The sequence below is a fragment of the Mesorhizobium sp. M1066 genome (assembly GCF_040318635.1).
Lineage (GTDB): Bacteria > Pseudomonadota > Alphaproteobacteria > Rhizobiales > Rhizobiaceae > Mesorhizobium.
Window position 1 is genome coordinate 67,867 of record NZ_JAMYMR010000024.1, and the last position, 24,879, is coordinate 92,745.

The window sequence follows — 24,879 nt, forward strand, 5'->3', positions numbered from 1 at the left end:
GCCTGGGCGCCAACCGCTCCTCCCTCTTTGCTCCTCACCTTCTCACCCGCGATTTCAGCCACCGGTCGAACGCCACCGCCAGGATCAGGATGAGCCCGATGACGATGCTTTGCGTGTAGGACGAGACGTTGTTGAACTGCAGCCCGTTTTGCAGCACGCCGATGAGCGCCGCGCCCACCACCGTGCCGCCGACAGAGCCGATGCCGCCGAACAGCGAGGTGCCGCCGATGACGACGGCCGAGATGACCGTCAGCTCGTAACCAATACCGGCGACTGCTTCGGAGGAGTTCAGCCGCGCCGACAGCACGAAGGCGGCAAGCCCGGCAAAGAAGCCGACGATGACATAGACCGAGACCAGGATGCGGTCGACGCGCAGGCCCGACAGCCTTGCCGCCTCGGCATTGCCGCCGACGGCATAGACGGCTCGCCCGTAGCGCGTGTAGCGCAGCACGATGTGGCACAGGATGGCGGCGGCCGCGAAGATCAGCGCCGGCACCGGCACGGGGCCGATCAGCCCGGTTCCGAACCAGCGCATCGAGGCGTCGAAGCCCGAGATCGGGCCGCCGTTTGAGATGGTCAGCGTCAGCCCGCGAAACACCGTCAGCCCGCCCAGCGTGACGACGAAGGGCGGCACTTTTAGCCGGGTGATGACAAGCCCTTGCACCCCGCCGGCAGCAGCGCCCACAACGACGGCGGCCAAGAGTGCTGCGAACCAGCCGAACCCTTGCGTGCCGCTCGTCGACAGCGACAGCGTGTTGGCGGAGCCGCCCTTGGCGACCACGGCGGCGACCATACCGCAGAAGGCGAGCAGCGAACCGACCGACAGGTCGATGCCGGCGGTGAGGATGACGAAGGTCATGCCGAGCGCGATCAGCCCGGTGATCGAGATCTGCCTTGTGATGTTGAACAAATTGATCGGGTCCATGAAGCTCGGCTTCAGCACGGTGAAGACGATGATCAGCGCCACCAGGAACAGCAGCGGCCCGAAGCTCATCAAAAGCCGCGCGAAGTTGATACCGCCGCGCTGATCCTGTTCCCCCGCCACGCTCATAGTATCTCCTTGCGGTCGAGTGCCATCAGTTCCATCAGTCTTTCCTCGTTTGCCTCGACGCCCGGCATCTGGCCGGTGATGCGTCCCCGGCGCATGGTGACGATGCGGTCCGACACCGCAAGCACCTCGGGCAGCTCGGACGAAATCATCATCACCGCAATGCCGCGCGCCGCAAGCTGCACCAGGATCTGGTGCACCTCGGTCTTGGCGCCGACATCGACGCCGCGCGTCGGCTCGTCGACGATCAGCACTTTCGGATCGCGCGCCAGCCAGCGCGCCAGGATCACCTTCTGCTGGTTGCCGCCCGACAGGCCTTCGATCGCCTGCTCGGCCGAAGCCATGCGGATCGACAGCATCTTGCGAAACCCGGACAGCGCATCGCGCTCGCGCCGCTCGGCCATGAAGCCGAAACCGTTGCTGAAGCTGCCCAGCGAAGCGATGGAGAAATTCGGCAGGATGCCCAGCGCGGCAAAGATCGCCTGGTGCTTGCGGTCCTCCGGTAGCAGGCCGATGCCGAGCGCAATGGCGTCCGCGGGTGATGCCGGGGCGATCGGCTTCCCGTCGAGCGTGATGGTGCCGGCCGCGATGCGGTCGGCGCCGAAGATGGCGCGCGCCAGTTCCGTGCGGCCGGACCCCACAAGCCCGGCAACGCCGAGGATTTCACCGGCCTTGAGGTCGATGTCGACGCCGTCGAGCACGATGGCGTGGGGCGCCTCGGGGTCGCGCACGGTGCGCAGGCCGCGCACCGACAGCATGACATCGCCGGCCACCGCGCGCTGCGCCGGCCGGGCGTAGAGCTCGGACGCCGCGCGGCCGACCATCTTCTCGATGATTTTGGGCAGCGCGATCGGGCCGCCCTCGCGGTTAAGATGCCCGGCCAGCCGCCCGTCGCGCAGCACCGTCATGCGATCGCATATGGCGGAGGCCTCCTCCAGCCGGTGGGTGACGAACATGATGGCGACCCTGTCCTTGCGCAGCCGACCCATGATCGACAGCAGCCGCTGCACCTCGGTCTCGGTCAGCGCCGAGGTCGGCTCGTCCATGATGATCAGCCGGCTTTTCAGTGACAGGGCGCGGGCGATCTCGACCAGCTGCTGTTCGGCCACCGACAGCGCCGACACCGGCGTCATCGGATCGATGGAGAGGCCGACGCGGGCGATGATCGAGCGCGATTCTTGCTCCATGCGCCTCCAACTCACCAGCCCGAGCGGACCGATCGGCGCGCGGCCGATAAAGATGTTCTCCGCCACCGTCAGCGTCGGGATCAGGCTCAGTTCCTGGTAGATGGTGACGATGCCGAGCCGCTTGGCATCCTGCGGGCTGGATGGATGATAATCGGCACCGTCGAAAGTGATGCGGCCGCCCGACGGCGGCATGACGCCCGAGAGGATTTTCAAGAGCGTCGACTTGCCGGCGCCGTTTTCGCCCAGCAGGCCGAGGATTTCGCCGGGGCGGATGTCGAGCGAGACATCGCTCAGCGCGGTCACGCCGGCGAAATGCTTGGTGATGCCCTCGACGGCAAGCAGGATGGGCTCGGGCGATGCGGCTTCAGCTGGCAAGGGTTGCTCCTCTGATGCAGTTCATGCCGGCACGCTCAGCACTTGAACACCCCCCTCTGGCCTGCCGGCCATCTCCCCCGCAAGGGGGGAGATCGGCAGCTTTGTTGTTGGCGCTTTTCAGCGGCGTTGGAGATTGGCGAAAGCATAACGGACAGCCAATCTCCCCCTTGCGGGGGAGATGTCCGGCAGGACAGAGGGGGGTGCTGTCCCACCGGCTTTGCCAATCGGCCGATCCCCGCCAAACCCCTACTTCGTCTCGCCAATCCGCTCCGCCTTGTCGAGATTGTCCTTGCCGATGACGATCGGCGTCAAAAGCACCAGCTTCTCCTTCGGCTCGGTCTTGTCCTTGGCAAAGGCCACCGCGATGCGCACCGCCGTGCGCGACTGCTCGCCGGGGAACTGCTCGACGGTGCCGGCAAGCTTGCCGTCGCGCACCGCGACCAGCGCTTCCGGCAGGGCGTCGAAGCCGTAGATCTTGACGTCGGTGAAGTTGCGCGCCGCGCAAGCCTCCATGGCGCCGAGCGCCATGTCGTCATTGGCGCAGACGATGGCGTCGGGCTTGCCGTTGGCGGCAAGGCCGGCCTCGGTCACCGACAGCGCCTCGGCGCGGGCGAAGTTGGCGGTCTGCTCGAAGACGATCTGATACTTGTCCTTCAAGGGATCGAGCACATTGTGCACGCCCTTGTTGCGGTCGATCGCCGGGCCGGCACCGGGCTGGCCCTGCAGATGGAACAGCTTGGCGCCGTTCGGGAACGCCGCCACCACGGCGTTGGCTTCCGCCTCGCCGCCCTTCACATTGTCGGCGCCGACATGCGCGAGGATGCCCTCGACGCCGTCGACGCGGCGGTCGATCGTCACTACGGGAACGCCGGCCTTGACCGCTTCCTCGATGGCCGGCGCCAGCGCATTGACGTCGAGCGGCGAGATGACGATGGCGTTGACCTTCTGCACCAGGGCGGCCTCGATGTCGGCGGTCTGCTTGGTGGCCGAGTTCTGGCCGTCGCTTTCGGTCAGATTGACGCCTTGCGTGGCGGCTTCCGCCTTGATCTCGTTCAGCATGTGCACGAAGAACGGAAAGCCGAGACTGGGCACCGAGCCAAGGATGGTGAGCTTGTCCTGCGCAAACACCGAGGGCGCGGCAACCATCATGGCGCCGAAAGCCGCGGACGACAGCAGGAATTCACGTCTGTTCATGGGATCTTCCTCCACAAGAACGCACGACCCGAAAACCGGATCGGTTTCAGGAAGGATCATGCGTCGGTTCAAAGTGTGGAGCATCCTCCCTGCGCCCGAAAACGCATGCCGCTCCAGCTGGCCGCCGCTGTAAAAAGAGCCTCCCACCGACGCCTGCGCAGGGATGCTAACCCAGCGCCAACCGTTTGTGCAACATCGATATAACAGAGGTGCCGGGCAATTTATCGGAATTGTCGGATTTTTGGATTGCGGGCTGGCATCTCACTGAGGCGTCTGGCTTCCATTCCCTCGACCCGGCACTACCTTGGATTGACCCGCGAAGCTTTTGTGATCTGGAGAACCCGTATGAAGCCGCAAATCATCTGCCATATGCTCGCATCACTCGACGGCAGCCTTCATCCAAGCCGCTACACGACAAGTCCGGACGGGACCCGGGCGGAGTGGTCGAGCCTCTACGAGCATATCCATAATGATCTGGCGGCTGATGCCTGGATCGTCGGCCGCGTCACCATGGCCGAGATGAGCAAGGCCGGCGCGCATCCGCCGGCCAATGCCGGCAAGGTCGACCGGCCCTATCATTTCGCGCAAAGGGATGCGGGCAGTTATGCCGTGGCGCTCGATGCCTCGGGCAAGCTTCATTTTTCCAAACCCGACATCGGCGGCGACCATGTCGTGGTGCTGCTTGGGCATGATGTCGCCGACAGCCACCTGGCCGAGCTCGCATCCGACGGCGTGTCCTATATCGTCGCGGAAACGGCGGACATCGATCTCGCGATGATGCTCGAGGTGCTCGGCAGCGAACTCGGCATCCGCCGGCTGCTGCTCGAGGGCGGTGCCGGCATCAACGGCTCGTTCCTTGCGGCCGGGCTCGTCGATGAACTCAGCCTTCTCGTCGCACCCGCGATCGATGGACGCGCAGCAAACCAAGCCTTCGTCGAGTTTGGCGAGAGCGGCCTGGCGGGCAAGATGCAATTGTCCCTGAAGAGCTGCGAGGCGCTGGCGCATGGGCTCGTCCATCTGCGTTACGCAGTTATTCCTGGATGAGGGCTGACCGCCTCGTACAGAAGGGCCGGCAATCCGACTGAGATTACCGGCCCCTGTATCGTCAGCTTTAGGCCGATGCTTCAGTAATCAAGCGGCGTATTGCATGGCATCGAGATCGGCGATCAGCGTCGGGCCGGTCGGATGCCAGCCAAGCCGTAGCTGGGTCAGCGCGCTGGAGGCCGGCAGATCCATCGGCGCGAACATCGCCATCCAGCCGAAATGCTCCGCCGCTCTTTCAGGCGCGATGGAAACGACCGGCAATTTCAGGCCCCGGCCAAGCGCCTCGGCGATGGCCCGCACCTCGACGCCTTCCTCACCGACCGCGTGATAGCGCGCGCCCGGCTGCCGCTTTTCCACGGCCAGCCGGTAAAGCCGCGCGGCGTCGAGGAGATGGCCCGCGGAGAAGCGGTTGCGGCCTTCGCCGACATAGGCCGAGACGCCTTTTTCACGCGCGATTTCGATGAGCGGCGTGATAAGCCCCTGCTTGACCGGATTGTGGACCTGCGGCAGCCGCACCACCGACACATTGATGCCGGCGTCCAGCAAGGCATTGCCGGCCAGCTCCGAGGCGATGCGCGGATTGGGGTGGTCGGGATTGAAGACGTCCTCGATCGCCAGTTCGCCATGCCCGGGGCTGCCCATGCCGACCCCGGAGGTGATCACCAGCGGCCGGTCGGAGCCGGCCAGGGCGGCGCCGAGTGCGGCGATGACGCGCTTGTCCTTTTCGCAATTTTCGGCAAACCGCGAAAAATCGTGGTCGAACGCCGTGTGGATCACAGCCTCCGCCTTGGCCGCGCCGTCGCGCAGCCCCTCGGGATCTTCGAGGGTCCCCCGGTGCACCTCGGCACCAGCGGCAGCCAGCGCCTCGGCGCCGGCGTCGGAGCGGGTCACGCCGACCACCTGGTGGCCCGCCTCGATGAGTTCGGGAACCAGCGCCGAACCGATGAAACCGGTCGCGCCGGTGAGAAAGATACGCATGCAAAATCTCCTGCACTAGTTGCCTGCGTAATATTGCTGGTCTATATATCCTATTAAAGTAGTGACCTTATCATGGTATAATGACTAACAGGATGCCCTCCAATCCCGCCGGCTCGCTGGCAGCGTTCCTCAAAGACCGGCGCACGCGGCTCGATCCGGCTTCCTTCGGCTTTTCGGGCCGCCGACGCACGCCGGGACTGCGCCGGGAAGAGGTCGCCCAGCGCGCCAACATAAGCCCGACCTGGTACACATGGCTGGAGCAGGGCCGCGGCGGCGCACCCTCGGCCGATGTCCTCAATCGCATCGCCAAGGGGCTGCTGCTGACCGAGGCGGAACGCGAACATCTTTTCATGCTCGGGCTGGGGCGCCCGCCCGAGGTCCGCTACAGAGGCGACGAGGGCGTCAGCCCCCGGCTGCAGCGCCTCATCGACACGCTCGATGCCAGCCCCGCCATAGTCAGGACCTCCACCTGGGACGTCGTTGCCTGGAACCGCGCCGCGCGGGTCGTGCTGACCGACTACAGCGCCCTGCCCGAAGGCGAGCGCAACATCCTGCGTTTCATGTTCCTGCGCCCCGTCATCCGCGCCAAGCAGCACGATTGGAAAAACCTGGCCCGTTTTGTGGTCGCTTCGTTCCGTGCCGATGCGGCACGCGCCGGCGCTGTCTCCGAGGTGCGCGAGCTCGTCGACGAGCTCTGCAGCGCCAGCCCGGAATTCGACGCGCTGTGGCGGGAAAACGACGTGCTCAGCCACGGCGACGGGACAAAGCGCCTGAAACACCCGGAACTCGGCGATATCGAGCTGGAATATTCGGGCTTCGCGGTCGACGGCCGGCCGGATTTGAGCCTGACCGTCTACAACCCGGTCGACGGCGCCGTCGCCGACCGCATCCGCGCGCTGGCTCTCGCCCGACACCCCAAAGAGTAAGGGCCGGACGACCCGTCCGCGGGGATGACGCCCGCCCTCCTTCAAGCGCGCTCGCAGACCGCCTTCAGGATTTGCAAGGTCGGACCCCAGTAGAGATTGGCATGCGGACGGATCGCCGGTTCGGCGAAGTCGCTGAGCGTCAGCGTCAGCGTCGTTCCCCCACCCATCGGCGTCAGATCGAAGCTGACCACGGTGTGGTTTTCGGGCACGTCCGCCAGCCGCGAGGCCGACAGCGTGCTCCAGTAGCCATACGCGAAGCTCTTTTCAGGCTCAAAAGCGCGGATGGTGCCATGGTTCTCGAACGGCATTCCGTGCAGCAGTCCGCGCATCACGATCGCGCCGCCGGCATGCCCTTGCAGGCTGACAGTCAACTCCTCGTCGGACATCCATTGCGGGACCATTTCTGGCATCGTCAGTATTCGCCAGACCTTGGCCGGCTCGGCACTGATGACGACGGTCTTGGTGACCGGCGAGATGTCGAGAGACTCACTCATGCGAAGCAAGTTTATCGCGGATGCGGCGGCGACAATATCGCCGGTCCAAGAACCGCGGATGCCGCCACTGCCCCTTGCTTTGCGCACGATTGCAGCAGCGCGTCTTGCGAAGCCATTGCAGCCCGTGGCATTTGTCGGCTCCACCAGCACAGACGGCAGCATGACACCACGGCAGACACGACAAAGCGGCAGGCAGGCGGCGCCCGGCGTCAGCCTGAACCGGGCGCTGTCGAAGCTCGGCCTGTGCTCTCGCACGCAGGCCGAGGTGCTGATCGCCGAAGGCCGCGTGCGTGTCGGCGGCAAGGTCGTGCGCGATGCAGCCCTGCGCGTCGACCTCGACCGCGACCGCATCGTTGTCGACGACAGGCCGGTGGTTGCCGAGCGCAAGGTCTATCTCGTCCTCAACAAGCCGCGCGGGCTGGTCACCACCCGCGACGACCCGCAACAGCGCGACACCGTCTATGCCTGCCTGGAAGGGCTCGACCTGCCCTTCGTCTCCCCGGTCGGTCGCCTCGACAAGGCGAGCGAAGGCCTGCTGTTGATGACCAACGACACCCGGTTTGCCAACCGGCTGATGGATCCGGCCTCGCATTTGCCCAAGACCTATCACGTGCAGATCGGCATGGTTCCGGACGCAGCGATGCTGGACAAATTCCGCGCCGGCGTGACCGTCGATGGCGAGACCCTGAGCGCCAGTTCGATCGAACTTTTGCGCAGCGGCGGCCGCACCGCCTGGCTGGAGATCGTACTCGACGAAGGCCGTAACCGCCACATCCGTCGCCTGCTCGCCGCGCACGGCGTCGAGGTTCTGCGCCTCATCCGCATCGCTATCGGCCGCCTGCCGCTCGGCGACCTCGCCAGGGGTAAGGCACGGCATTTGACGCCGGAGGAACTGGAGCTGCTGGCGGGGTGAGCCCCGCGTATCGTCGATGTCGGCGGCCTTGCATCCGCGCCACCTCTGACAGGAAGCTGTCAGGAGGCCTGGCCTATAGATGAGTCATGGGCCGGGCCGCGGCTCCAGCAATCCAGGAGCAAAACAATGAATTTCGTCTCTGTCCGCATCATCACGTCGGACGTCCAGCGTCTCGTGCGCTTCTATGGCGAGATCACCGGCATGCCCGTGACTATGTACACAGAAGACTTCGCCGAACTCGCGACACCTGCCTGCACGTTGGCAGTCGGCAGCACGCGCACCTTGATGCTGTTCGGCGGCGACATCGCCCGCCCCGCCGACAACCACACGGCCATCCTCGAATTCCGCGTCGGCGACGTCGATGCGGAATTCGCCAGGCTCTCGGACCTACTCAGGGATGTAACGGTGCAAAAGCCGACCACAATGCCCTGGGGTAATCGCTCGCTGCTGTTTCGCGACCCCGATGGCAATCTGGTGAATTTCTTCACGCCGGTAACCGCCGAGGCGATCAGGAAATTCGACAGGTAGGGCGGAGCGGTACCGCCGGCCGAAGCCGCTCTACTTCTGGTTCCATTTCCGGATGACCGGCTCGGTCAGATCATGCTCGTAGCCGAGCACGCTGATGCTGGCCGTATCGAGCACGAACAGCGCGCCGCCCTCCGGCGGCAAGCCGATCCAACGGGCCGCCAGCACGCGCAAAAAATGCGCGCTGGAAAACACTAGGATCGGGCCGCCGGCTTCACGAAGCTGTCTGACGACCACATCCGCCCGCGCGCCCACATCGGCCGCCATCTCGCCCTTTGGACAACCATCGCGAAACACATTCCAGCCGGGGCGCTCGGCCAGGATCTGTTTTGTCGTCAGCCCCTCATAGGTGCCGTAGTCCCATTCCTGCAGATCGTCCTTCTTGACGCTCTGCGCGCCGAAGCCGGCCAGTACGCTGGTGTTGTAGGCGCGCTGCGACGGGCTCGACCATACGGCCGAAAAAGACAGGCCCTTGAGCCTGTCCGCGACCTCCCGCGCGGCGGCCTCGCCAACCGGGGTCAATGGCATGTCGGTGCGGCCGGTATGCTGCCCCGAAAGGCTCCATGCCGTCTCACCATGCCGGACCAGATGGATTTGGGGATACGCGTTGCTCATGGAATGCCTCTCAGTGTCGCCGGCACCTTAAGCGACGATACGGCAAAGGGGAATCCGCTTGGCACAAAACTGCGTGGTCGCCTGGCCTTGATCCATGGCGGGCCGGCCCTGTGATCATCCTGATGCCGCAACTATATCAAGGCCAGCCTCCACAAGGCTCCCGCCATCACAAGGGCATGGACCCTTGCACAACAAGTCGAGATCATCATGTACAAACATTTGCTCATCGCCACGGACGGATCGGAACTGGCCGACAAGGGCGTCGCCCACGGCCTGACGTTGGCCAAGGGCCTCGGCGCCTCCGTCACCTTCGTTACCGTCTCGGAACCATTCCCGATCTTCGCTTGGGGCGGCGCCATGGCCGGCTATGCCGCCGGCGATGAGCTCGTCGCCTACAAGGAAGAGGCAGGCCGCTATGCCAAGGAAGTGCTCGCCAAATGCAAGGCGTCGGCGGACGCCGCCGGCGTCTCCGCGGAGGTCGTGCATGTCGAGGACAAGCGGCCCGCCGAAGCCATCCTGGAACTGTCGCAGGCCCTGGGCTGCGACCTGATCGTCATGGCCTCGCATGGCCGCCGCGGACTGGGCAAGCTGCTTCTCGGCAGCCAGACGGCGGAAGTGCTGTCCTACACGGAGATTGCGGTGCTGGTGGTGCGATAGCGTCTGCTGCGGATCGCATGCTCCTTCGAGCCGCACACCGTAATGACAATGTCGTTACGGTGTGCTAAATATGCACAGAGAAGGAGCTATCCATGCCAACGTCACATCATCCGTTGCCGAAGAGTGTCCCGCTTAACATCCGCGTCAAGCCGGAAGTTCGCAATCTGATCGACCGCGCAGCCGAATTGCTCGGCAAGAATCGCACCGACTTCATGCTCGAAGCGTCGCAACGCGCCGCCGAGGAAGCATTGCTCAACCGCCTGGTGTTCACCGTAGAGCCGGACGTCTACGCCGCGTTTCTGACACGCCTCGACGCGACGCCGCAACCAAACGATCGATTGCGCCGCACCATAACAACGAAGGCACCCTGGGACGCCGCGTGAGCCTGTCGGCTCCGGTACCGCTCGCCGATCATCACGAACTCGGCGAATTCTCATCGGGCATGTCCTCGCTCGACGGCTGGCTGAAGAAACGTGCCCGCACCAACCAGGCGGGCGGTGCGTCGCGTACCTATGTGACCTGCGACGGCAACCGTGCGATTGGGTACTACGCCATTGCCAGCGGCGGCGTGAAGGTGGTCGAAGCTCCTGGTCGCTTCCGGCGCAACATGCCCGATCCGATCCCCGTGGCAGTGCTAGGCAGGTTGGCCGTAGACCAAGCCTATCACGGTCGAGGCATCGGTCGTGCGCTGGTAAGGGATGCCGGTCTACGAATTCTCCAGGCCTCTGAAATCCTGGGGATCCGAGGCATGCTGGTCCATGCGATATCCGAGGACGCGTTGGCCTTTTATATGGCCGTCGGATTTGAGCCTTCGCCGATCGAGCCGTTGACGCTCATGGTCACGCTCGCCGATCTCCGCGCCAGTCTCGGCTGACGATTGCCACGCGACAAAACTCGTCGGCGACCGTGCATGCTCCTAGTGTAGCGCCTCCAGCACGAGATATACCCCCAGCGCCAGCAACCCCACGAAGAATACCGTGCGGAAGGTCTCGATGCTCATCCTCCGGCGCAGTGCCTGGCCGGCGAACATGCCGGCCAGCGCCGGCGCAAGGGCTGCGACCGATCCCGCCAGTTGCGCGCTGGGCGACGCCAGGGCGCCGGTCCTGAACAGCCCGATGGCGAGCGCTGCCGTCGACACGGTAAAGGACAGGCCGAGCGCCTGGATCAGGTCTTCTTTCTCCAGCCGCAGCGATTGCAGATAGGGCACTGCCGGGATGACGAAGACGCCGGTGGCGCCGGTGACCAGCCCGGTCGCCACCCCGACCAGCGGTGACATCAAGGCTTCGTGGCGCACCGGCGTGGTGAAGCCGGCTTTGGCGAGGCCGAGGATCGCATAAAGCACCAGTGCCGCGCCCAGCCCGGCAGAAGCCGCGCCCGTATGCGTGCCGGTCAGCAGGCCGGCGCCGGCAACCGTGCCGAGCATCACGCCGGCCATCATCGTCCACAGCCGCTTGCACAGGCGGCCGAAGGACGGGCCGGTCAGCAATTGCCAGAGATTGGTGACCAGCGACGGGATCAGCAGCAGCACCGCGGCCTGCCCTGGCGGCATCGTCACCGCCAGCAGGCCCATCGCAACGGTAGGCAGCCCCATGCCGACGACGCCCTTGACGAAGCCGGCGGCGAGGAAGACGGCGCCGATCCAGGCGAGGACGCCGGCGCTCAGCATGATCGTATCTTCAGGGCCGGATCAGTCATGCAGCAGCATATCGGTTGCGTCGGCATCCGGGCTGGCGGCTTTTGCCGGCGCCGCATCGCGGCTGGTGGATACGACCGTCGCCGCGCATCCCCGCAGGCCTGATCCCGCTCTTGCCATGGCAAGGCCAGCCACGGCAATGGCCAGCACGATCGCCGTGCTTTCGAGAATGCCGAGCCGGCCTGACGTTCGTTTGTTCATCACAATTCTCCTTCGAAACTGTTTGACGAAGATCCCGGCCGATCACAATGTGGAAGTTGTGCTGCCAGCCTTCGGCCAGGACGAAGGCTGGAGGGCCGATCGCCTTCCCGGGCGCTGAATATTCGCAGGAGCAAAAGAATGCGCTTCGATCTGGTCGATCTCCGCCTGTTCCTGCTGGTGGCCGAACGCGGCAGCATCACCCATGGCGCCGAGCTTGCCGGACTGGCGCTGGCGTCGGCCAGCGCCCGCATCAAGGGCATGGAGGTGCGGCTCGGCGCGCCGCTCCTGGAGCGCCGCCGCCGTGGTGTGGTGCCGACGCCGGCGGGACAGGCGCTGCTGCATCATGCAAGGGCGGTGCAAAACCAGATCGAGGCGATGGCCGGCGACCTCGCCGCCTATGCCACGGGTCTGCGCGTCCGCGTACGGCTGATGGCCAACACCGCAGCCACAGCCGAGCTGCTGCGCGACATGCTGCCGGCTTTCCTTGTCGCTCATCCCCGGATCGACATCGATCTCGACGAGCACCCAAGCCACGAGATCGCGCAAGCCGTGGCCAGCGGTGCGGCTGATATCGGCATCGCCGCGACCTGGGCTGGCCTTTCACATCTCGAGCAGAAACCGTTCTTCACCGACCGGCTGGTGGTGATCGCCGCGCGGAACTGGCCCGGCCTAGCCGGCCAGCGCACCATCAGCCTCACTGAGGTTCTCAGCGAATCCTTTGTAGGCCTCAGCACCGGCCATGCGTTGCAGGAGCACATCACCCGACAGGCCGCTCGCCTTGGCGGCCATCTGCATGTCCGCATCCGCGTGCCCGGCCTCGACAATGTCTGCCGGCTGGTCGCGCAAGGTGCGGGCATCGCCATCGTGCCGGAAAGTGCGGCGCGCCGCTCGGCACGCTCGCTGCGAAGCCTGCGGCTGACCGACGATTGGGCGACGCGCCAGCTCAACCTCTGTGCCCGCCGCTTCGACGATTTGACGCCACAGGCAAAACTGCTGGCGGCAGCGCTGGTCTGAGCCCTGACAGCGACCACCTATCCCCAGCAGCGCTGAATCATTGCCTTGCTTTTCAAATATCCGTGACGTAGCTTGTTTGCACATTGGCAAAAAAATCGCCAAAGTTTTTTCCTTTTGTGAAAGACGGGGACTTTGCGGGAACATCTCGATCTGACCGATCGGCGGCTGGTCAAACAGCTGTCGCAGGATGCACAGCCGGGCATCAACCGCATCGCCGAGATATTGGCGATTTCGGTGCCGACGGTGCGCACGCGGTTGCGCAACCTGCTCGACCGCAACCTGCTCAAGATCGTCGGCCTGCTCAACCTGACCGAGCGCCCCGAGCTGATCTCGGCCATTGTCGGCATCAATGCCCAAGGGCGCGGCCGGGCCCGCGAACTGGCGCAACGCATTGCCGAACTGCCCTTCGTCAACTCGGCATCGGTGGTCACCGGGCGCTTCGACATCATCGTCGACGTGACGGTGGCCGGCGACGTCGCCGATCTCTACCGCGTCACCAGCGAGCTAATCCCCGGCGCCGGCGAGCCCGGCGAAGTCGTGCGCAGCGAAACCTTCGTCGTCATGGCGTCCTGCAACAAATGGGTCAGCCTGCCGGAAGGCTGCTGGTCGGACGACCGCAAGGAGCCGGCATGAAGATCGCGGTTCTCGGTGGCCTCGGCCTGCAAGGCCGGGCGGCAATCGCCGACCTTGTTGCCAGCGACGGCGTCGAGGAAATCGTCTGCGTCGACACCGCAGCGGACGGACCGGCCCGGCTTGCCGGCCTGACCGATCTTGCCCGCGTGCGCTTCGTCGTGCCTGAAGGCGCGATCGGCCCGGCGCTGGCCGCTGTGCTCGGTGATGTCGACGCCGTCATCGACCTGTTGCCGCAGCCGCTGATGCGCGAGGCGGTGCAGGCCGCGATCGCCACGCGCACGCCGCTGGTCACCACCAACTACGCCAAGTCGATCGCCGATCTGGCATCGGCCGCCGAACAGGCCGGCGTCTCGATCATGACCGAATGCGGGCTAGACCCCGGCATCGACCTCGTGCTCTACGCGCGCGCCGCCAAGCAGTTCTCTTCGATCACCGCGATCGATTCCTATTGCGGCGGCATCCCCGAGCCGAAGGCAATGGCCAAGCCGCTGTGCTACAAGGTAAGCTGGAATTTCGACATGGTCCTGGTCAGCCAGAACCGCGACAGCGTTATGATCGAGGACGGAAAACGCGTCGCGGTGCCGGCCGGCCAGCAACACGACAATCCGTTCATCCATGAGATCGAGGTTGCGGGTCTGGGCAAGCTCGAAGCCTTCCCCAATGGCGACGCGCTGCACTATGTCGAGATGCTGGAGGCAGCCAAGGGGCTGCGCCGCTCCGGTCGCTACACGCTGCGCTGGCCGGGATGGTCGGCCTTCTGGGCGCCGTTGAAGGAGCTTGGTTTCCTCTCTGAGGACAAGGTGCCCGGCACCTCCAACAGCCCGCGCGAATTCCTCGGCCGGCTGCTCGGCCCGCAACTGCAATATGGCCCCGGCGAAAAGGATCTTTGCGTGATGCGCAATGTCTTTTCCGGCCACGAAGACGGCCGCGCCAAGACGGTGACGTCGGACCTGATCATCGAACGCGACCTGGCTTCCGGCCTGTTCGGCATGAGCCTCGGTGTCGGCTACCCCGCCAGCATCGTGGCGCAGATGCTGGCGCGTGGCGAGATCACCAAGCCCGGCCTGCTCAACCCGCTGCTCGATGTGCCTGACGAACCCTTCTTCGACGAGCTTGCCAGACGCGGCATCAAGGTCACCGAGACGGTGGCCTGGGACTGAGGATTTTCGAACGGTGGCTGCCGCCGGCAACGGCGCTGCCGCTCAAAAAGCACCCCCAAAGGGTGAAAAACAACGAAGACATGGAACAATAAAACAAGGAGGACTACCAAAATGAAGATTGCCAAGCTTTTCATCGCCGGACTTGCGCTCGCCGGCCTTACCACTGCTGCCACAGCCGGAACACTGGACGACATCACCAAGCGCGGCGAACTGCGTGTCGCCGTGCAGACCCAGGGACCGCCCTTCTCGCTGGTTGGCGCCAATGGCGAACGCACCGGCAGTTCGGTCGAACTGGCCGAACTGATGGCCAAGGAAATGGGCGTCAAAATCACCTTCCTCGACTTCGACTGGGACGGCCTGATCCCCGCACTGCTGTCGGGCAAGGCCGACCTCTTGGTCGCCGACATGACGCCGACGCTGGCGCGCGGCATGAAGGTCGCCTTCACCACGCCTTACATGTACACCGGCAGCACCGTCTTCACCAAGGCCGACAGCAAGTTCAAGACCACCGAAGACTGCAAGGCCAAGGGCACCAAGATCGCCGTGCTGCTCGGCGCCACCGGCGAGAAGGAAGCCAAGAAAGCCTTCCCCGACGCCGACATCAAGAGCTACAAGGGCGGCGGTCCGCTCCTGCTCGACGCCGTCAACAACGGCCAGGCCGATTGCGGCGTCAACGACGTCTCGGCGGTCAAGGGCCAGTCGACCGCCTATCCCGCCGGCAGCTTCACCATCATGCCGGACCTTCTATCGAAGGAGCCGCTTGCCTTCGCCACCCGCTATGACGAGCCGGACCTGCTGGTCTGGATGAACCTGTTCCTCAACCAGGTCACCATCGATGGTCGCCTGCAGAAGAACCTCGACTACTGGGTCAATTCCGACGCCTGGAAGAAAGACCACTAAGCAGCGATAAACCCAGGCGGTTCGCGCGCGTCTCAAGCGCCGCGAAACCGCCTGGAATTTCGCTTCATCCGTCGTTTCCTGCACTCTGGGGATTGCACCCAACGATGCTCGAAAATTTCAGTTTCCGCACCATCGTCGAATATCTGCCTCTGTTCGGGCAGGGTCTGATCGCGACCGTCTGGCTGTCGGCGCTGTCCTTTGTCGGCGCGCTCGTCGTCGGCATCGTGCTGTGCGCCATGAACCTGCAACGCGGCTGGCTGTTTCGCGTGCCGGCCAAGGCCTATATCGACGCCGTTCGCGCCACGCCCCTGCTGGCCCAGCTCTATTTCCTCTATTTCGGCCTGCCCCGGCTCGGTTTCGTCCTGCCGGAGCTGGTCGTCGGCATCCTCGCGCTGTCGCTCAACAGCGGCGCCTATGTCGCTGAAATCATTCGCGCCGGCATCTTGTCGATCCCGCGCGGTCAGGTCGAAGCCAGCGTCGCCTCGGGCATGACCTATGTCCAGCGCATGCGCCTTGTCGTGCTGCCGCAAGCCTTCAAGGTGACGATCCCGCCGCTGCTCGGCCAGGCGATCGTGCTGGTCAAGGATTCCGCCCTTCTGTCGCTGATCTCGGTTTCCGAACTGACACGCGCCGGCCAGCTGCTCGCCTCCGATCGCTTCATGCCGGCGGAAGGTTTTCTCACCATCGCCGCCTTCTACCTGCTGCTCTATTACGGCCTGAAAGGACTGGCTGGCCTGTCCAGCCGCTGGCTCGGCACGGCGGAGGCGCGGACATGATCTGGCAACAGTTGCAAAGCCTCGCCGGCTCCTATCCGCTGGCCTTGCGTGGCCTCGGCATGACCGTGGTGCTGTCGCTGATCAGCCTGGTGCTGGGCACCATGCTCGGCTTCGGCCTCGGCATCCTGCGCACCGGCGGCAACCGGTTGATCAGCAGCTTGATAGGCGCCTGGGTCGACCTCATCCGTGGCACGCCGTTCCTGGTTCAGATCTTCCTGATCTTCTTCATCCTGCCGGAGTTCGGCATCGAGCTCGACGCCTTCACCGCCGGCATCATCGCGCTGACCAATCTGGCCGCCTGCTTCATCTGCGAGATCGTCGCTGCCGGCATCCGCTCGGTGCCATCAGGCCAGGTCGAGGCGGCACTGGCGTCCGGCCTGTCGCGCTGGCAGCGCATGCGCCAGGTTGTGCTGCCGCAGGCGATGCGCATCGTGCTGCCACCGCTGGTCGGGCAGTATGTGCTGCTGATCAAGGATTCTTCCGTCGTCTCCGCCATCGGTCTCACCGACCTCACCCGCGTCGGCTGGCTGGTGGTGCAGCGTGTGCCCAACGGCCTCTTGGTCTTCTTCCTCGTCGGCGTCGGCTATTTCATCGTATGCTATCCCCTGATCATGCTGGCCCGTCGGCTGGAGCAGCGCATGGGCGCGGCACATGGCGAGGTGCAGTTGTGACTTCCAACCCCAAAGGTCCAGAAAACATGACCACAACGGGCCTTGCCAAGACCGGTATGATCGACTTTCGCGGCGTCAACAAATGGTTCGGCTCGCTCAACGTGCTAAAGGACATCACGCTCAGCGTCGAGCCGCGCGAAGTGGTCGTCGTCTGCGGCCCGAGCGGCTCGGGCAAAAGCACTCTGATCCGCTGCGTCAACGGCCTGGAGGCGATCAAGAACGGCGACCTCGTCGTCGACGGCCAACGCCTGGGCGACCCCGCCACCAACATGACGCAGCTGCGCACCGAGATCGGCTTCGTCTTCCAGTCGTTCAACCTCTACCCGCATAAGACGGCACTCGAGAACGTCACGCTAGCCCCCATCCATGTCCGCAAGATCCCGCGCGCCGAGGCTGAAAAAGCAGGCCGTGAATTGTTGGCCAAGGTTGGCCTCGCCGACAAGGTCAATGCCTATCCCGCACAGCTCTCCGGCGGCCAGCAGCAGCGCGTGGCGATCGCGCGTTGCCTCGGCATGCGGCCCAAGATCATGCTGTTCGACGAGCCGACCTCGGCGCTCGACCCCGAGATGATTTCCGAAGTGCTCGACGTCATGGTGGCGGTCGCCGAGGAAGGCATGACCATGATGGTGGTGACGCACGAGATGGGCTTTGCCCGCAAGGTCGCCCAGCGCGTGGTGTTCATGGACGCCGGCGCCATCGTCGAAAGCGGCACGCCGGACGAGTTCTTCTCGCACCCTAAGACCGACCGCAGCCGGGCGTTCCTGAGCAGGATTCTACGGCACTAAGGGCGCACTCCGGCCAATCTACGCGGGTCCTTGGGTAGCGAACACACTTCGCCCGTCACAGATGTCGTTCAACGTCCATTCGTTGATGCAGGATGCGGATAACATCCAGGGTCGTTTCGGATTGACGGAAGAAAACGAAATGCTGGCCGACTGGGTATTTGAAATAGCCCTCGCGCACATCGGTGCGGCGGCCGGTTTTAACGCCGCGGGCTAAGGCTTCGACAGCATCGATCAAATCGTGGTGATACCGATCCGCTTGTTCCAGCGACCAGTGTTTGAACGTGTAGAGCCAGATATCTTCCAAGTCAGCTTCGGCAAGCGGTGAGAGCCGATACTGGCGGCTCTCACCTGGCATGCCTGGCCCGCATCTTGCCTAGGAATGCAGTGCTGTCGAAGGCAACGGGTGCGCCAGACTCCTCACCGGCGATGAGGGCGTTTTGCAAGGCACGGACCTTGGCCTCATGCTCTTCAAGCAACCGCAGGCCTGCACGCACGACATCACTCGCCGAACCGTAGCGGCCTGTCTGAACCTGCGTATCGATAAAACCGGCGAAATGGTCGCCAAGGGAAACAGAGGTGTTTCGGGGCATGAACTCCATCCTAAGGTGGTGATGTCAACATATACCAAAAATTGGTATATGTCCATAATTCTGACTTCAGAGGGGTAAGATGCCAAGTCGCCCTGCCATCGCGATGTTCTGATTCAGGCCGCCTCTCCCGGACTGCCGCCAATCACAAACGCCATCTGGCCGCCACGTTGCCTCAGCAGTGCGATGGCGAGGAAGGCGATCACGCCTCCCGCGGCAACGACCACCAACACCCACAGCGAATTGGCGACGGATGTCCGCGCCATCATGAAGGCAAGCGCGAACGGCGCGAAGGCCGAGGTGAACTGACGGGCAGCACTTGCCCATCCGAGCCGCGCACCATAGCCCTCGCGGCCGAAGAGTTCGAGCGGCAAGGTGCCGCCGACGATGCTGGTGAGGCCGGAACCGAGGCCGAACAGCAACACGAACAGGAAAGCGCCTGGCAGCCATGGCGTCGTCAGCAGCAGTGCGCACAGCCCTGCTGTGATCAGCGATGCGGCGATGACGGCAAGGTGCGTCTGCTGCAGGCGGCCGCCAAACAGCATGTTGATCAGCCGACTGGCGACCTGCCCCGGCCCGAACAGGGTCGAGACGAAGAGGCCTGCGGTTCCGAGCCCCAGCGCCGCCGTCAGCGGCACCATGTGGATGAGGATCGCCGACAGCACGAAGCCCTCGGTGGCGAACCCCGCCAGCATGAGCAGGAACGCGGTCCGGCCGAGCCGCGCATCGAGCCGCGTGCCCGCTTCATCAGGGGCGGACCCGCGCTCTTGCGGCATAACTGTTGCATGGCGGCGCGACAGGCGCATCAGCCACGCGTGGATCGGCAGGCATAGGCCGAGATTGAGAGCGGCGAACAAAAGATAGACCGCGCGCCATGTCAGATGCGCATGCAGCGCCGAAGTCAGCGGCCAGAACAGGGTCGAGGCGAACCCGGCGATCAGCGTCAGATGGGTGATGCTGCGCTGCGGTCGGGGAACCCCGATCTGCACGATCGCAACGAAGGCGGCGCTGTAGAGAACGAAGCTGGAGGCCAGTTCCATCGCCAGCAAGGCCACAACGAAGCTCACGCGGCCGGGCGCGACGGCGCACAGCGCCAGCGCCACGGCTGCCGCCACCGAGCCGACGGTCATGATGCGGCCGGCGCCGAAGCGGTCGGCCCACCGCCCGGCAGTCGGCGCGAACAGGCTGCCGGCAAACAGCGAGGCCGACAGTGCTGCGAATACCCAACCTTCCGTGAGGCCGAATTCGCGTGCCATCGCCGGCGCCAGGATCGAGAAGCTGTAGTAGAGCGTGCCGTAGCCGATGATCTGGGTCAGCCCAAGCGCCCAGATCGCCTTGCGCAGGACGGATCGTTCAGGCATCGGCGCCGACCGCCATATTCTCTCGCGTCTCGGAGGCCGGCGCGGTTGCGCAGCCGCAACCCGATGCGCCCGTGGCCTTGGCGTCCGCATCCCTGACGCAGCAGGCATCGACAGCGGCCGGCGCGGGCCCGCCACAGCAGCCGGCGCTTGCCGCTACCGTCACGACACCGACGGCGCTGCACACGCCGGTCTCCGGCAGCACCAGCCGGACCTCGCGGGCCGCGGCATGGTCTCCGGCAATGTCGGCCACCACCGAGCGAACCTGCTCGTAGCCGGTCGCCATCAGGAAGGTCGGGGCACGGCCGTAGGATTTCGAGCCGACGATGGTGAAGCCCGGTTCGGGGTGGGCGAGCTCTGCAATGCCATGCGCCGGAACCGTGCCGCATGAGTGGAAGTTTGGATCGATCAGCGGCGCCAGTGCCGGCGGCGCCTCGACGGCGGGATCAACCGCGATGCGGATTTCGCTCAGGAACGACAGGTCTGGCCTGAAGCCGGTGGTAACGACGATGCGGTCGATGGCCAGGTTGAACGGCTTGCCACCCAGGCTGGCATCGACAACAAGCCCCTCGCCCTGCGTCTTGATGCCGTTGACGGCGAAAGACGTCAGCATGTTCAGCCTGCCATCCGCCATCGCCTGCCTGGCAGCCAGCCCAAGCGCGCCGCGCTCCGGCAACTGGTCGTTCAGCCCGCCGCCGAGCAATCTCTCGATGCTGGCGTGGCGCAGCGCCCAGAAGATTTCGGTGCCGGGCGCCGCATCCTGCAACTCCATCAGCGCCAGCGCGACGTTGATGGCCGAGTGCCCGCCGCCGATGACCAGGATGCGCTTGCCCGTATAGTCTTCTCTCGCCTTGCCGAGCACGTCGGGAATGCCATAGGCGATGCGTGCCGACGCCTCGCCTTCGCCGGAAACCGGCAGCCCGTCGACGCCGATCGGATTTGGCCGCCACCATGTTCCGGACGCGTCGATGACGGCGCGCGCGAGAACGCGGTGTTCGCCGCCGGCATCGCGATAGCGGATGACGAAGGGCGCGTCCTTGCGGTCATCATTGGCGACCTTGTCGTGTCCCTGACGGGTGATCGCGGTCACCTGGGCGCCGAGCTTCAAATTGGCGGCCATCGCGGGAAGCCGGCCAAGCGGCGCCAGATAATCGCGCACGATCTCGCCGCCGGTCGGCAGGCCCTGGCTGTCCGGCGCCGTCCAGCCGGAGCGGTCGAGCAGCGCCCGCGCCGCCGTATCGATGTTGTATTTCCATGGCGAAAACACCCGCACATGGCCCCAATCGAGCAGCGCCGCACCCACGCTTTCGCCGCGCTCCAGGATCACCGGACGAATGCCGCGCTCGACCAGATGCGCCGCGGCTGCCAGCCCGACCGGGCCGGCGCCGATCACCGCGACGGGAAGGTTTGCCATCATGTCCATAGGTTCGATCCTTCCGGTATGTTCGAATTATAAGCGCAAAAAATCAAGCCAGCGCTTTGCTGACGGCGGGCGCGCAGGCGGCGTCGGCGCAGCACTCGTCGGCGAGATAACCGATCAGCGCATTCATGCCGGGATAGTTGGCGCGGCAGATCAGCGTCGTCGCTTGCCGCTCCTGCGTCACAAGCCCGGTGTCGACCAGCCGTTTGAGGTGATGCGACAGCGTCGAGGACGGAATGTCGAGCTTGCCCTGGACGCTGCCGACGGCAAGCCCGTCGTCACCGGCGCGCACCAGGATGCGATAGAGCTGAAGCCGCGTCGGATTGCCGAGTGCTTCAAGCTGGGCAGCTGCTTTTTCGAGTTTCATGAAAATAAACTACGCGGCACTTTTCGCGCCGTCAACTTAATTTCGAAAAATATGGAAATAACATCAGCCGGCGCGTTTGCCCGAGGCGCCTGTAACCACCTCGCCATCTTCCTTGGTGAACGCGCCGATCTCCGGGTTGGGCAGGACGTCCAGCACCTTTTCCGACGGCCGTGCAAGGACGACGCCGAGCGGGCTGACCACGATCGGCCGGTTGATCAGGATCGGATGTGCCAGCATGAAATCGAGGATCTGCTCGTCGGACCATTTCGGGTCGGCAAGGCCGAGTTCGGCATAGGGCGTGCCCTTTTCGCGCAGCAGGTCTCGCGGTGTGATGCCCATCGCGGCGATCAGTTCGACCAGCCTTTGTCGCGACGGCGGCGTCTTCAGATATTCGATCACCTCCGGCTCCTCGCCCGACTGCCGGATGATGGCCAGCGTGTTGCGCGACGTGCCGCAATCGGGATTGTGGTAGATGGTGATGGTCATTTCGAGGCCCTCCCGGTCGACATGGTATTCCGGACCGCGCCGCCCTTCTCGTACCAGCCCTTGCTGCGGTTCACGATCCACACCACCGACAGCATGACCGGGACCTCAATGAGCACCCCGACCACGGTGGCAAGGGCCGCGCCCGAATTCAGCCCGAACAGCGCGATCGCGGCGGCCACCGCCAGCTCGAAGAAGTTCGACGCGCCGATCAGCGCCGATGGTCCAGCCACGCAGTGCCGCTCGCCGCTGAGGCGGTTGAGCAGATAGGCAAGACCGGAGTTGAAATAGACCTGGATCAGGATCGGCACTGCCAGCAGCACGATGACCAGCGGCTGCGCGATGATCTGCTCGCCCTGGAAGCCGAACAACAGCACCAGCGTCGCCAGCAAGGCAATCAGCGACAAGGGCTGCAGCGTGGCAAGCAGGGCATCGAGCCCGACCTGTCCCCTCGCTGCCAGCAGCCGGCCACGAACCAGCTGCGCGACGATCACCGGCGCGACGATGTAGAGTGCGACCGACAGCATCAGCGTGCCCCATGGCACGGTGATCGCCGACAGGCCGAGCAGCAGGCCGACGATGGGCGCAAAAGCGACGATCATGATCGCGTCGTTGAGCGCCACCTGCGACAGCGTGAAATTCGGCTCGCCGCGTGTCAGGTTCGACCAGACGAACACCATCGCCGTACACGGTGCCGCGGCAAGGATGATCAGCCCGGCTATGTAGGAATCGATCTGCGCGGCGGGCAGCCACGGCCGGAACAGCCAGCCGATGAAGAGCCAGCCCAGCAGCGCCATCGAGAACGGCTTCACCGCCCAGTTGATGAACAGCGTCACGCCGATGCCGCGCCAATAGGTGCTGACCCTGGCCAGCGAGGCGAAATCGACGCGCAAGAGCATCGGCACGATCATCAGCCAGATCAGCACGGCGACAGGAATGTTGACCCTGGCGATCTCGGCCGACGCGATGGCGCCGAACACGCCCGGCAGCAGATGGCCAAGTGCGATGCCCGCGACGATGCACAATGCCACCCACACCGTCAGATACTTCTCTACGAAGCCGATGCCGGGCCGCGTCGCCTCAGCTGCGTTCAAAGCATGATCGGTCATGATGGCTTTCCTTGTTCGAACGGCGCGCGGCGGACAGTCACAAGCCCCTCAGCAGTCACAGGTCACGGCATTGATGACGGGACGGCAGAGCTCCGGCGCGCCATTGCAGCAATCTTCCATCAGATAGGCCAGCAGGTCGCGCAAGCCGGTCATATCGGCGACATAGCGCACGGTCCTTCCGTCGCGTTCGGGACGGATCAGCCCGGCATGGGCGAGCACCTTCAGATGCGCCGACATGGTGTTCTGGACCGTGTCGAGCCTCGTTGCGATCTCGCCTGCCGGAATGCCTTCCGGGCCGGCACACACGAGCAGGCGGAAGACATCCAGCCGCGTCTCCTGGCCAAGCGCGGCCAGCGCGTTCAAAGTGGCCTTCTTATCCATATATCCGAATCCTTGGATTTATAGATTCGTGGATACCGACTCCCTCACGATCTGTAAAGGGTGTGCGCCGCCATCACGTGACGGCCAGCACCTTTCCCGTATCGTGCTGGCGCACGAAGTCCACGCGGGCGCCGTCCCAGTGATAGCTGTAGTGGCGGCCCTGGACTGGAATGGTAATGACATCGGGCCAGAAGATGCCGATGCAGCAGCCGCCCGGCATGCGCACGCTGTTCCACACCAGTCCGTCGCTGCCTTCGGCCCGCAGCGCCCGCCCTTCCGCCTGCGAGGCGGAATAGTCGTCCGGGTCGAGCACGCCGGGCACGGCGTTGACATCATCGAGGTCACGGTCGACGCTGCCGATCAGCACGCGGAAATCCGCCGTCCAGCCCGGCCCCTCGTTGGTGGCACGCATGAATTTCTGATGATGGTGGATGGTCTCGGCCAGCGCGACGTCCTCACTGTCGCCGGCATAGTAGATGCCGTAGCTGCCATCCGAGAAGCGGCCTGGCCTCAGCGTCGAGCAGTGCACGAAGGGCGCCATCACGAAGCTGGCGCCGCGGCCGGAAACCCGCCTTGCGGCCGACACCTTGCCTAGATCGCCAATCTCCAACCTTATGCGCGGGTTTGTCTTCGCCTCAACGGCGGCAAGCGCCTCCCAGTCGCGCGGGTCGGCAATGTCCTCGAAGAGGTCGATGGGCGGATGGATGGAGCGGATGATGCGGAAGGTCTGGTGCCAATGGACGCCGCGCCGGACCGCAAGCCCACTCACCATGCACCACGCTCCGCATCGAGCCATTCGCGCATCGCCGAGAGATCGGAGATTTCGCCGCGCAGCATCAGGTCAAGCGCCGACTGGCCGCCGAAGACGGCATTGGGCTTGCGGATCCAGGCATAGCCGCGTGCCGGCTCCGTGAACAGATAGCGCAGGCCCTTGTGGATGCCCATCAGATGCGCCATGCGGGTGCGCAGGTCGCGGTCGATCCTGCCGACTCCGCCTTCCTTCGCCCCAGTCTTCCAACGTGCCCAGGTGCGTGCCGACATGCCGCCGAGCAGGATGCAGGCCTCGAGGTCGGTGAGGTTCCAGGCTTTGAACAGATTGACCGTGGTGCGCGCCAGCGCGCCGGCCTCTTCATCCGAGATGGTGCTGCCAACCGTGGCCGGCGTGGTGACTATGGACTGAAGCTGCATTTTGGTGCCTCGCTATTGGCAGATATATAGCATGTATTTGCCAATTGGCAAGATAAGTCCAACCGCGTCTTGATGGAAAGAGGATGGCGGGACGTAGCAGGGCTTGGGTTCCTCTCCCCCACGAAGTGGGCTAGGCGATTCACACATCTCGCAGGCTCCAGCCGTGTGCTATGGATTGGAAGTACTGAAGGCCGTGG

General features: G+C 64.6%; 32 protein-coding genes. 14 read left to right on the forward strand and 18 right to left on the reverse strand.

From position 1 onward, the window contains the following. Positions 1 to 34: 34 nt before the first annotated feature. From NKH52_RS24635 to NKH52_RS24645, 3 genes are all read right to left on the reverse strand, one after another. The gene (locus NKH52_RS24635; protein ID WP_027035281.1) at positions 35 to 1,051 is read right to left on the reverse strand and encodes an ABC transporter permease; all 1,017 of its coding nucleotides are present in this window, start codon (positions 1,049 to 1,051) and stop codon (positions 35 to 37) included. Further along, positions 1,048 to 2,610 carry a sugar ABC transporter ATP-binding protein gene (locus NKH52_RS24640; protein WP_352734476.1) on the reverse strand — a complete coding sequence of 521 codons (1,563 nt, stop codon included), beginning with the start codon at positions 2,608 to 2,610 and terminating at the stop codon, positions 1,048 to 1,050. Before NKH52_RS24640 ends, NKH52_RS24635 begins: the two co-directional genes overlap by 4 nt. Before the next feature lie 246 nt (positions 2,611 to 2,856). Then, entirely contained in the window at positions 2,857 to 3,804 is a 948-nt protein-coding gene (locus NKH52_RS24645; RefSeq protein WP_013530574.1) for a substrate-binding domain-containing protein, read from the reverse strand. Positions 3,805 to 4,149: 345 nt separating this feature from the next. Here NKH52_RS24645 and NKH52_RS24650 point away from each other — a divergent pair, with 345 nt between their 5' ends. Then, positions 4,150 to 4,848 carry a RibD family protein gene (locus NKH52_RS24650; protein WP_352734478.1) on the forward strand — a complete coding sequence of 233 codons (699 nt, stop codon included), beginning with the start codon at positions 4,150 to 4,152 and terminating at the stop codon, positions 4,846 to 4,848. Between the two features lie 87 nt (positions 4,849 to 4,935). Here NKH52_RS24650 and NKH52_RS24655 read toward each other — a convergent pair whose 3' ends face one another. Next, on the reverse strand, positions 4,936 to 5,826 hold the full coding sequence (locus NKH52_RS24655; RefSeq protein WP_352734480.1) for an SDR family oxidoreductase: 891 nt from the start codon (positions 5,824 to 5,826) through the stop codon (positions 4,936 to 4,938). Positions 5,827 to 5,918: 92 nt separating this feature from the next. Between NKH52_RS24655 and NKH52_RS24660 the strand changes: the two genes are divergently transcribed. Continuing rightward, the gene (locus NKH52_RS24660; RefSeq protein ID WP_352734482.1) at positions 5,919 to 6,752 is read left to right on the forward strand and encodes a helix-turn-helix transcriptional regulator; all 834 of its coding nucleotides are present in this window, start codon (positions 5,919 to 5,921) and stop codon (positions 6,750 to 6,752) included. 41 nt (positions 6,753 to 6,793) lie between these two features. Here NKH52_RS24660 and NKH52_RS24665 read toward each other — a convergent pair whose 3' ends face one another. Continuing rightward, positions 6,794 to 7,246 (reverse strand): SRPBCC family protein, encoded by a 453-nt coding sequence (locus NKH52_RS24665; RefSeq protein WP_352734484.1) that lies wholly within the window; start codon positions 7,244 to 7,246, stop codon positions 6,794 to 6,796. Between the two features lie 160 nt (positions 7,247 to 7,406). On the opposite strand from NKH52_RS24665, the gene NKH52_RS24670 reads away from it, so the two are divergent. Both NKH52_RS24670 and NKH52_RS24675 read left to right on the forward strand, forming a co-directional pair. Then, complete coding sequence (locus tag NKH52_RS24670) at positions 7,407 to 8,159, forward strand: pseudouridine synthase (RefSeq protein ID WP_352734524.1); 753 nt, start codon at positions 7,407 to 7,409, stop codon at positions 8,157 to 8,159. A 126-nt stretch (positions 8,160 to 8,285) separates the two neighbouring features. Beyond that, on the forward strand, positions 8,286 to 8,687 hold the full coding sequence (locus tag NKH52_RS24675; protein ID WP_352734486.1) for a VOC family protein: 402 nt from the start codon (positions 8,286 to 8,288) through the stop codon (positions 8,685 to 8,687). Positions 8,688 to 8,717: 30 nt separating this feature from the next. Here the strand turns inward: NKH52_RS24675 and NKH52_RS24680 are convergent, their stop codons facing one another. After that, a complete protein-coding gene (locus tag NKH52_RS24680) occupies positions 8,718 to 9,299 on the reverse strand; it encodes a histidine phosphatase family protein (protein WP_352734488.1) in 582 nt (193 codons plus the stop codon). A gap of 207 nt (positions 9,300 to 9,506) precedes the next feature. On the opposite strand from NKH52_RS24680, the gene NKH52_RS24685 reads away from it, so the two are divergent. The 3 genes from NKH52_RS24685 (at position 9,507) to NKH52_RS24695 (ending at position 10,830) form a co-directional block, all read left to right on the forward strand. After that, on the forward strand, positions 9,507 to 9,956 hold the full coding sequence (locus NKH52_RS24685; protein WP_224699706.1) for a universal stress protein: 450 nt from the start codon (positions 9,507 to 9,509) through the stop codon (positions 9,954 to 9,956). 92 nt (positions 9,957 to 10,048) lie between these two features. Further along, positions 10,049 to 10,339 (forward strand): type II toxin-antitoxin system TacA family antitoxin, encoded by a 291-nt coding sequence (locus tag NKH52_RS24690; RefSeq protein WP_352734491.1) that lies wholly within the window; start codon positions 10,049 to 10,051, stop codon positions 10,337 to 10,339. Next, positions 10,336 to 10,830, forward strand: a complete 495-nt coding sequence (locus NKH52_RS24695; RefSeq protein ID WP_127296304.1) for a GNAT family N-acetyltransferase — start codon at positions 10,336 to 10,338, stop codon at positions 10,828 to 10,830. The genes NKH52_RS24690 and NKH52_RS24695 overlap by 4 nt, the downstream gene beginning before the upstream one ends. 42 nt (positions 10,831 to 10,872) lie before the next feature. On the opposite strand, the gene NKH52_RS24700 is transcribed toward NKH52_RS24695, so the two are convergent. Further along, positions 10,873 to 11,622: a sulfite exporter TauE/SafE family protein gene (locus NKH52_RS24700; protein WP_352734493.1), complete on the reverse strand. Its 750-nt coding sequence runs from the start codon at positions 11,620 to 11,622 to the stop codon at positions 10,873 to 10,875. Between the two features lie 21 nt (positions 11,623 to 11,643). Beyond that, a complete protein-coding gene (locus NKH52_RS24705) occupies positions 11,644 to 11,850 on the reverse strand; it encodes a hypothetical protein (RefSeq protein ID WP_352734495.1) in 207 nt (68 codons plus the stop codon). Between the two features lie 138 nt (positions 11,851 to 11,988). Between NKH52_RS24705 and NKH52_RS24710 the strand changes: the two genes are divergently transcribed. The 7 genes from NKH52_RS24710 to NKH52_RS24740 all read left to right on the forward strand — a co-directional run bounded on the left by NKH52_RS24710 (position 11,989) and on the right by NKH52_RS24740 (position 17,789). Next, complete coding sequence (locus NKH52_RS24710; protein ID WP_352734497.1) at positions 11,989 to 12,864, forward strand: LysR family transcriptional regulator; 876 nt, start codon at positions 11,989 to 11,991, stop codon at positions 12,862 to 12,864. Positions 12,865 to 12,996: 132 nt separating this feature from the next. After that, positions 12,997 to 13,497 carry an Lrp/AsnC family transcriptional regulator gene (locus tag NKH52_RS24715; RefSeq protein ID WP_023813263.1) on the forward strand — a complete coding sequence of 167 codons (501 nt, stop codon included), beginning with the start codon at positions 12,997 to 12,999 and terminating at the stop codon, positions 13,495 to 13,497. After that, the gene (locus tag NKH52_RS24720; RefSeq protein ID WP_352734499.1) at positions 13,494 to 14,657 is read left to right on the forward strand and encodes a saccharopine dehydrogenase family protein; all 1,164 of its coding nucleotides are present in this window, start codon (positions 13,494 to 13,496) and stop codon (positions 14,655 to 14,657) included. The genes NKH52_RS24715 and NKH52_RS24720 overlap by 4 nt, the downstream gene beginning before the upstream one ends. Before the next feature lie 111 nt (positions 14,658 to 14,768). Continuing rightward, positions 14,769 to 15,557 carry an ABC transporter substrate-binding protein gene (locus NKH52_RS24725; protein ID WP_352734500.1) on the forward strand — a complete coding sequence of 263 codons (789 nt, stop codon included), beginning with the start codon at positions 14,769 to 14,771 and terminating at the stop codon, positions 15,555 to 15,557. Between the two features lie 104 nt (positions 15,558 to 15,661). Further along, positions 15,662 to 16,333 (forward strand): amino acid ABC transporter permease, encoded by a 672-nt coding sequence (locus tag NKH52_RS24730; protein ID WP_352734502.1) that lies wholly within the window; start codon positions 15,662 to 15,664, stop codon positions 16,331 to 16,333. Beyond that, complete coding sequence (locus NKH52_RS24735; protein ID WP_352734504.1) at positions 16,330 to 17,004, forward strand: amino acid ABC transporter permease; 675 nt, start codon at positions 16,330 to 16,332, stop codon at positions 17,002 to 17,004. Before NKH52_RS24730 ends, NKH52_RS24735 begins: the two co-directional genes overlap by 4 nt. A gap of 26 nt (positions 17,005 to 17,030) precedes the next feature. Further along, the gene (locus NKH52_RS24740; protein ID WP_502908103.1) at positions 17,031 to 17,789 is read left to right on the forward strand and encodes an amino acid ABC transporter ATP-binding protein; all 759 of its coding nucleotides are present in this window, start codon (positions 17,031 to 17,033) and stop codon (positions 17,787 to 17,789) included. Positions 17,790 to 17,844: 55 nt separating this feature from the next. Here NKH52_RS24740 and NKH52_RS24745 read toward each other — a convergent pair whose 3' ends face one another. The 10 genes from NKH52_RS24745 to NKH52_RS24790 form a co-directional block, all read right to left on the reverse strand. Next, on the reverse strand, positions 17,845 to 18,144 hold the full coding sequence (locus NKH52_RS24745; protein ID WP_352734506.1) for a type II toxin-antitoxin system RelE/ParE family toxin: 300 nt from the start codon (positions 18,142 to 18,144) through the stop codon (positions 17,845 to 17,847). After that, the gene (locus tag NKH52_RS24750; RefSeq protein ID WP_127294926.1) at positions 18,134 to 18,379 is read right to left on the reverse strand and encodes a type II toxin-antitoxin system ParD family antitoxin; all 246 of its coding nucleotides are present in this window, start codon (positions 18,377 to 18,379) and stop codon (positions 18,134 to 18,136) included. The genes NKH52_RS24745 and NKH52_RS24750 overlap by 11 nt, the downstream gene beginning before the upstream one ends. 113 nt (positions 18,380 to 18,492) lie before the next feature. Further along, positions 18,493 to 19,737 carry an arsenite efflux MFS transporter ArsK gene (gene arsK, locus NKH52_RS24755; protein WP_352734508.1) on the reverse strand — a complete coding sequence of 415 codons (1,245 nt, stop codon included), beginning with the start codon at positions 19,735 to 19,737 and terminating at the stop codon, positions 18,493 to 18,495. Continuing rightward, on the reverse strand, positions 19,730 to 21,157 hold the full coding sequence (locus NKH52_RS24760) for an NAD(P)-binding domain-containing protein (protein WP_352734510.1): 1,428 nt from the start codon (positions 21,155 to 21,157) through the stop codon (positions 19,730 to 19,732). Before NKH52_RS24760 ends, arsK begins: the two co-directional genes overlap by 8 nt. A gap of 43 nt (positions 21,158 to 21,200) precedes the next feature. Next, the gene (locus NKH52_RS24765) at positions 21,201 to 21,521 is read right to left on the reverse strand and encodes an ArsR/SmtB family transcription factor (protein WP_352734512.1); all 321 of its coding nucleotides are present in this window, start codon (positions 21,519 to 21,521) and stop codon (positions 21,201 to 21,203) included. Between the two features lie 63 nt (positions 21,522 to 21,584). Beyond that, positions 21,585 to 22,007 carry an arsenate reductase (glutaredoxin) gene (gene arsC, locus NKH52_RS24770; protein WP_127294918.1) on the reverse strand — a complete coding sequence of 141 codons (423 nt, stop codon included), beginning with the start codon at positions 22,005 to 22,007 and terminating at the stop codon, positions 21,585 to 21,587. Continuing rightward, positions 22,004 to 23,113, reverse strand: a complete 1,110-nt coding sequence (gene arsB, locus NKH52_RS24775; RefSeq protein ID WP_502908104.1) for an ACR3 family arsenite efflux transporter — start codon at positions 23,111 to 23,113, stop codon at positions 22,004 to 22,006. Before arsB ends, arsC begins: the two co-directional genes overlap by 4 nt. A gap of 48 nt (positions 23,114 to 23,161) precedes the next feature. Beyond that, positions 23,162 to 23,494 carry an ArsR/SmtB family transcription factor gene (locus NKH52_RS24780; protein ID WP_352734514.1) on the reverse strand — a complete coding sequence of 111 codons (333 nt, stop codon included), beginning with the start codon at positions 23,492 to 23,494 and terminating at the stop codon, positions 23,162 to 23,164. Between the two features lie 73 nt (positions 23,495 to 23,567). Further along, entirely contained in the window at positions 23,568 to 24,266 is a 699-nt protein-coding gene (locus tag NKH52_RS24785; protein WP_352734516.1) for an RES family NAD+ phosphorylase, read from the reverse strand. Beyond that, positions 24,260 to 24,682, reverse strand: a complete 423-nt coding sequence (locus NKH52_RS24790; protein WP_352734518.1) for an antitoxin Xre/MbcA/ParS toxin-binding domain-containing protein — start codon at positions 24,680 to 24,682, stop codon at positions 24,260 to 24,262. Before NKH52_RS24790 ends, NKH52_RS24785 begins: the two co-directional genes overlap by 7 nt. Positions 24,683 to 24,879: the final 197 nt, after the last annotated feature.

Bases quoted from the DNA above. Each gene is read 5' to 3' on its own strand.
- NKH52_RS24750 (WP_127294926.1), bottom strand. From the start codon at position 18,379: ATGCCCCGAAACACCTCTGTTTCCCTTGGCGACCATTTCGCCGGTTTT.
- NKH52_RS24765 (WP_352734512.1), bottom strand. From the start codon at position 21,521: ATGAAACTCGAAAAAGCAGCTGCCCAGCTTGAAGCACTCGGCAATCCG.
- NKH52_RS24680 (WP_352734488.1), bottom strand. From the start codon at position 9,299: ATGAGCAACGCGTATCCCCAAATCCATCTGGTCCGGCATGGTGAGACG.
- NKH52_RS24720 (WP_352734499.1), top strand. From the start codon at position 13,494: ATGAAGATCGCGGTTCTCGGTGGCCTCGGCCTGCAAGGCCGGGCGGCA.
- NKH52_RS24735 (WP_352734504.1), top strand. From the start codon at position 16,330: ATGATCTGGCAACAGTTGCAAAGCCTCGCCGGCTCCTATCCGCTGGCC.
- NKH52_RS24635 (WP_027035281.1), bottom strand. From the start codon at position 1,051: ATGAGCGTGGCGGGGGAACAGGATCAGCGCGGCGGTATCAACTTCGCG.
- NKH52_RS24725 (WP_352734500.1), top strand. From the start codon at position 14,769: ATGAAGATTGCCAAGCTTTTCATCGCCGGACTTGCGCTCGCCGGCCTT.
- NKH52_RS24740 (WP_502908103.1), top strand. From the start codon at position 17,031: ATGACCACAACGGGCCTTGCCAAGACCGGTATGATCGACTTTCGCGGC.
- NKH52_RS24700 (WP_352734493.1), bottom strand. From the start codon at position 11,622: ATGCTGAGCGCCGGCGTCCTCGCCTGGATCGGCGCCGTCTTCCTCGCC.
- NKH52_RS24705 (WP_352734495.1), bottom strand. From the start codon at position 11,850: ATGAACAAACGAACGTCAGGCCGGCTCGGCATTCTCGAAAGCACGGCG.
- NKH52_RS24785 (WP_352734516.1), bottom strand. From the start codon at position 24,266: ATGGTGAGTGGGCTTGCGGTCCGGCGCGGCGTCCATTGGCACCAGACC.
- NKH52_RS24745 (WP_352734506.1), bottom strand. From the start codon at position 18,144: ATGCCAGGTGAGAGCCGCCAGTATCGGCTCTCACCGCTTGCCGAAGCT.
- NKH52_RS24685 (WP_224699706.1), top strand. From the start codon at position 9,507: ATGTACAAACATTTGCTCATCGCCACGGACGGATCGGAACTGGCCGAC.
- NKH52_RS24710 (WP_352734497.1), top strand. From the start codon at position 11,989: ATGCGCTTCGATCTGGTCGATCTCCGCCTGTTCCTGCTGGTGGCCGAA.
- NKH52_RS24665 (WP_352734484.1), bottom strand. From the start codon at position 7,246: ATGAGTGAGTCTCTCGACATCTCGCCGGTCACCAAGACCGTCGTCATC.
- NKH52_RS24645 (WP_013530574.1), bottom strand. From the start codon at position 3,804: ATGAACAGACGTGAATTCCTGCTGTCGTCCGCGGCTTTCGGCGCCATG.
- NKH52_RS24780 (WP_352734514.1), bottom strand. From the start codon at position 23,494: ATGGATAAGAAGGCCACTTTGAACGCGCTGGCCGCGCTTGGCCAGGAG.
- arsK (WP_352734508.1), bottom strand. From the start codon at position 19,737: ATGCCTGAACGATCCGTCCTGCGCAAGGCGATCTGGGCGCTTGGGCTG.
- NKH52_RS24670 (WP_352734524.1), top strand. From the start codon at position 7,407: ATGACACCACGGCAGACACGACAAAGCGGCAGGCAGGCGGCGCCCGGC.
- NKH52_RS24790 (WP_352734518.1), bottom strand. From the start codon at position 24,682: ATGCAGCTTCAGTCCATAGTCACCACGCCGGCCACGGTTGGCAGCACC.
- arsB (WP_502908104.1), bottom strand. From the start codon at position 23,113: ATGACCGATCATGCTTTGAACGCAGCTGAGGCGACGCGGCCCGGCATC.
- NKH52_RS24655 (WP_352734480.1), bottom strand. From the start codon at position 5,826: ATGCGTATCTTTCTCACCGGCGCGACCGGTTTCATCGGTTCGGCGCTG.
- NKH52_RS24650 (WP_352734478.1), top strand. From the start codon at position 4,150: ATGAAGCCGCAAATCATCTGCCATATGCTCGCATCACTCGACGGCAGC.
- NKH52_RS24730 (WP_352734502.1), top strand. From the start codon at position 15,662: ATGCTCGAAAATTTCAGTTTCCGCACCATCGTCGAATATCTGCCTCTG.
- arsC (WP_127294918.1), bottom strand. From the start codon at position 22,007: ATGACCATCACCATCTACCACAATCCCGATTGCGGCACGTCGCGCAAC.
- NKH52_RS24675 (WP_352734486.1), top strand. From the start codon at position 8,286: ATGAATTTCGTCTCTGTCCGCATCATCACGTCGGACGTCCAGCGTCTC.
- NKH52_RS24760 (WP_352734510.1), bottom strand. From the start codon at position 21,157: ATGGACATGATGGCAAACCTTCCCGTCGCGGTGATCGGCGCCGGCCCG.
- NKH52_RS24660 (WP_352734482.1), top strand. From the start codon at position 5,919: ATGCCCTCCAATCCCGCCGGCTCGCTGGCAGCGTTCCTCAAAGACCGG.
- NKH52_RS24690 (WP_352734491.1), top strand. From the start codon at position 10,049: ATGCCAACGTCACATCATCCGTTGCCGAAGAGTGTCCCGCTTAACATC.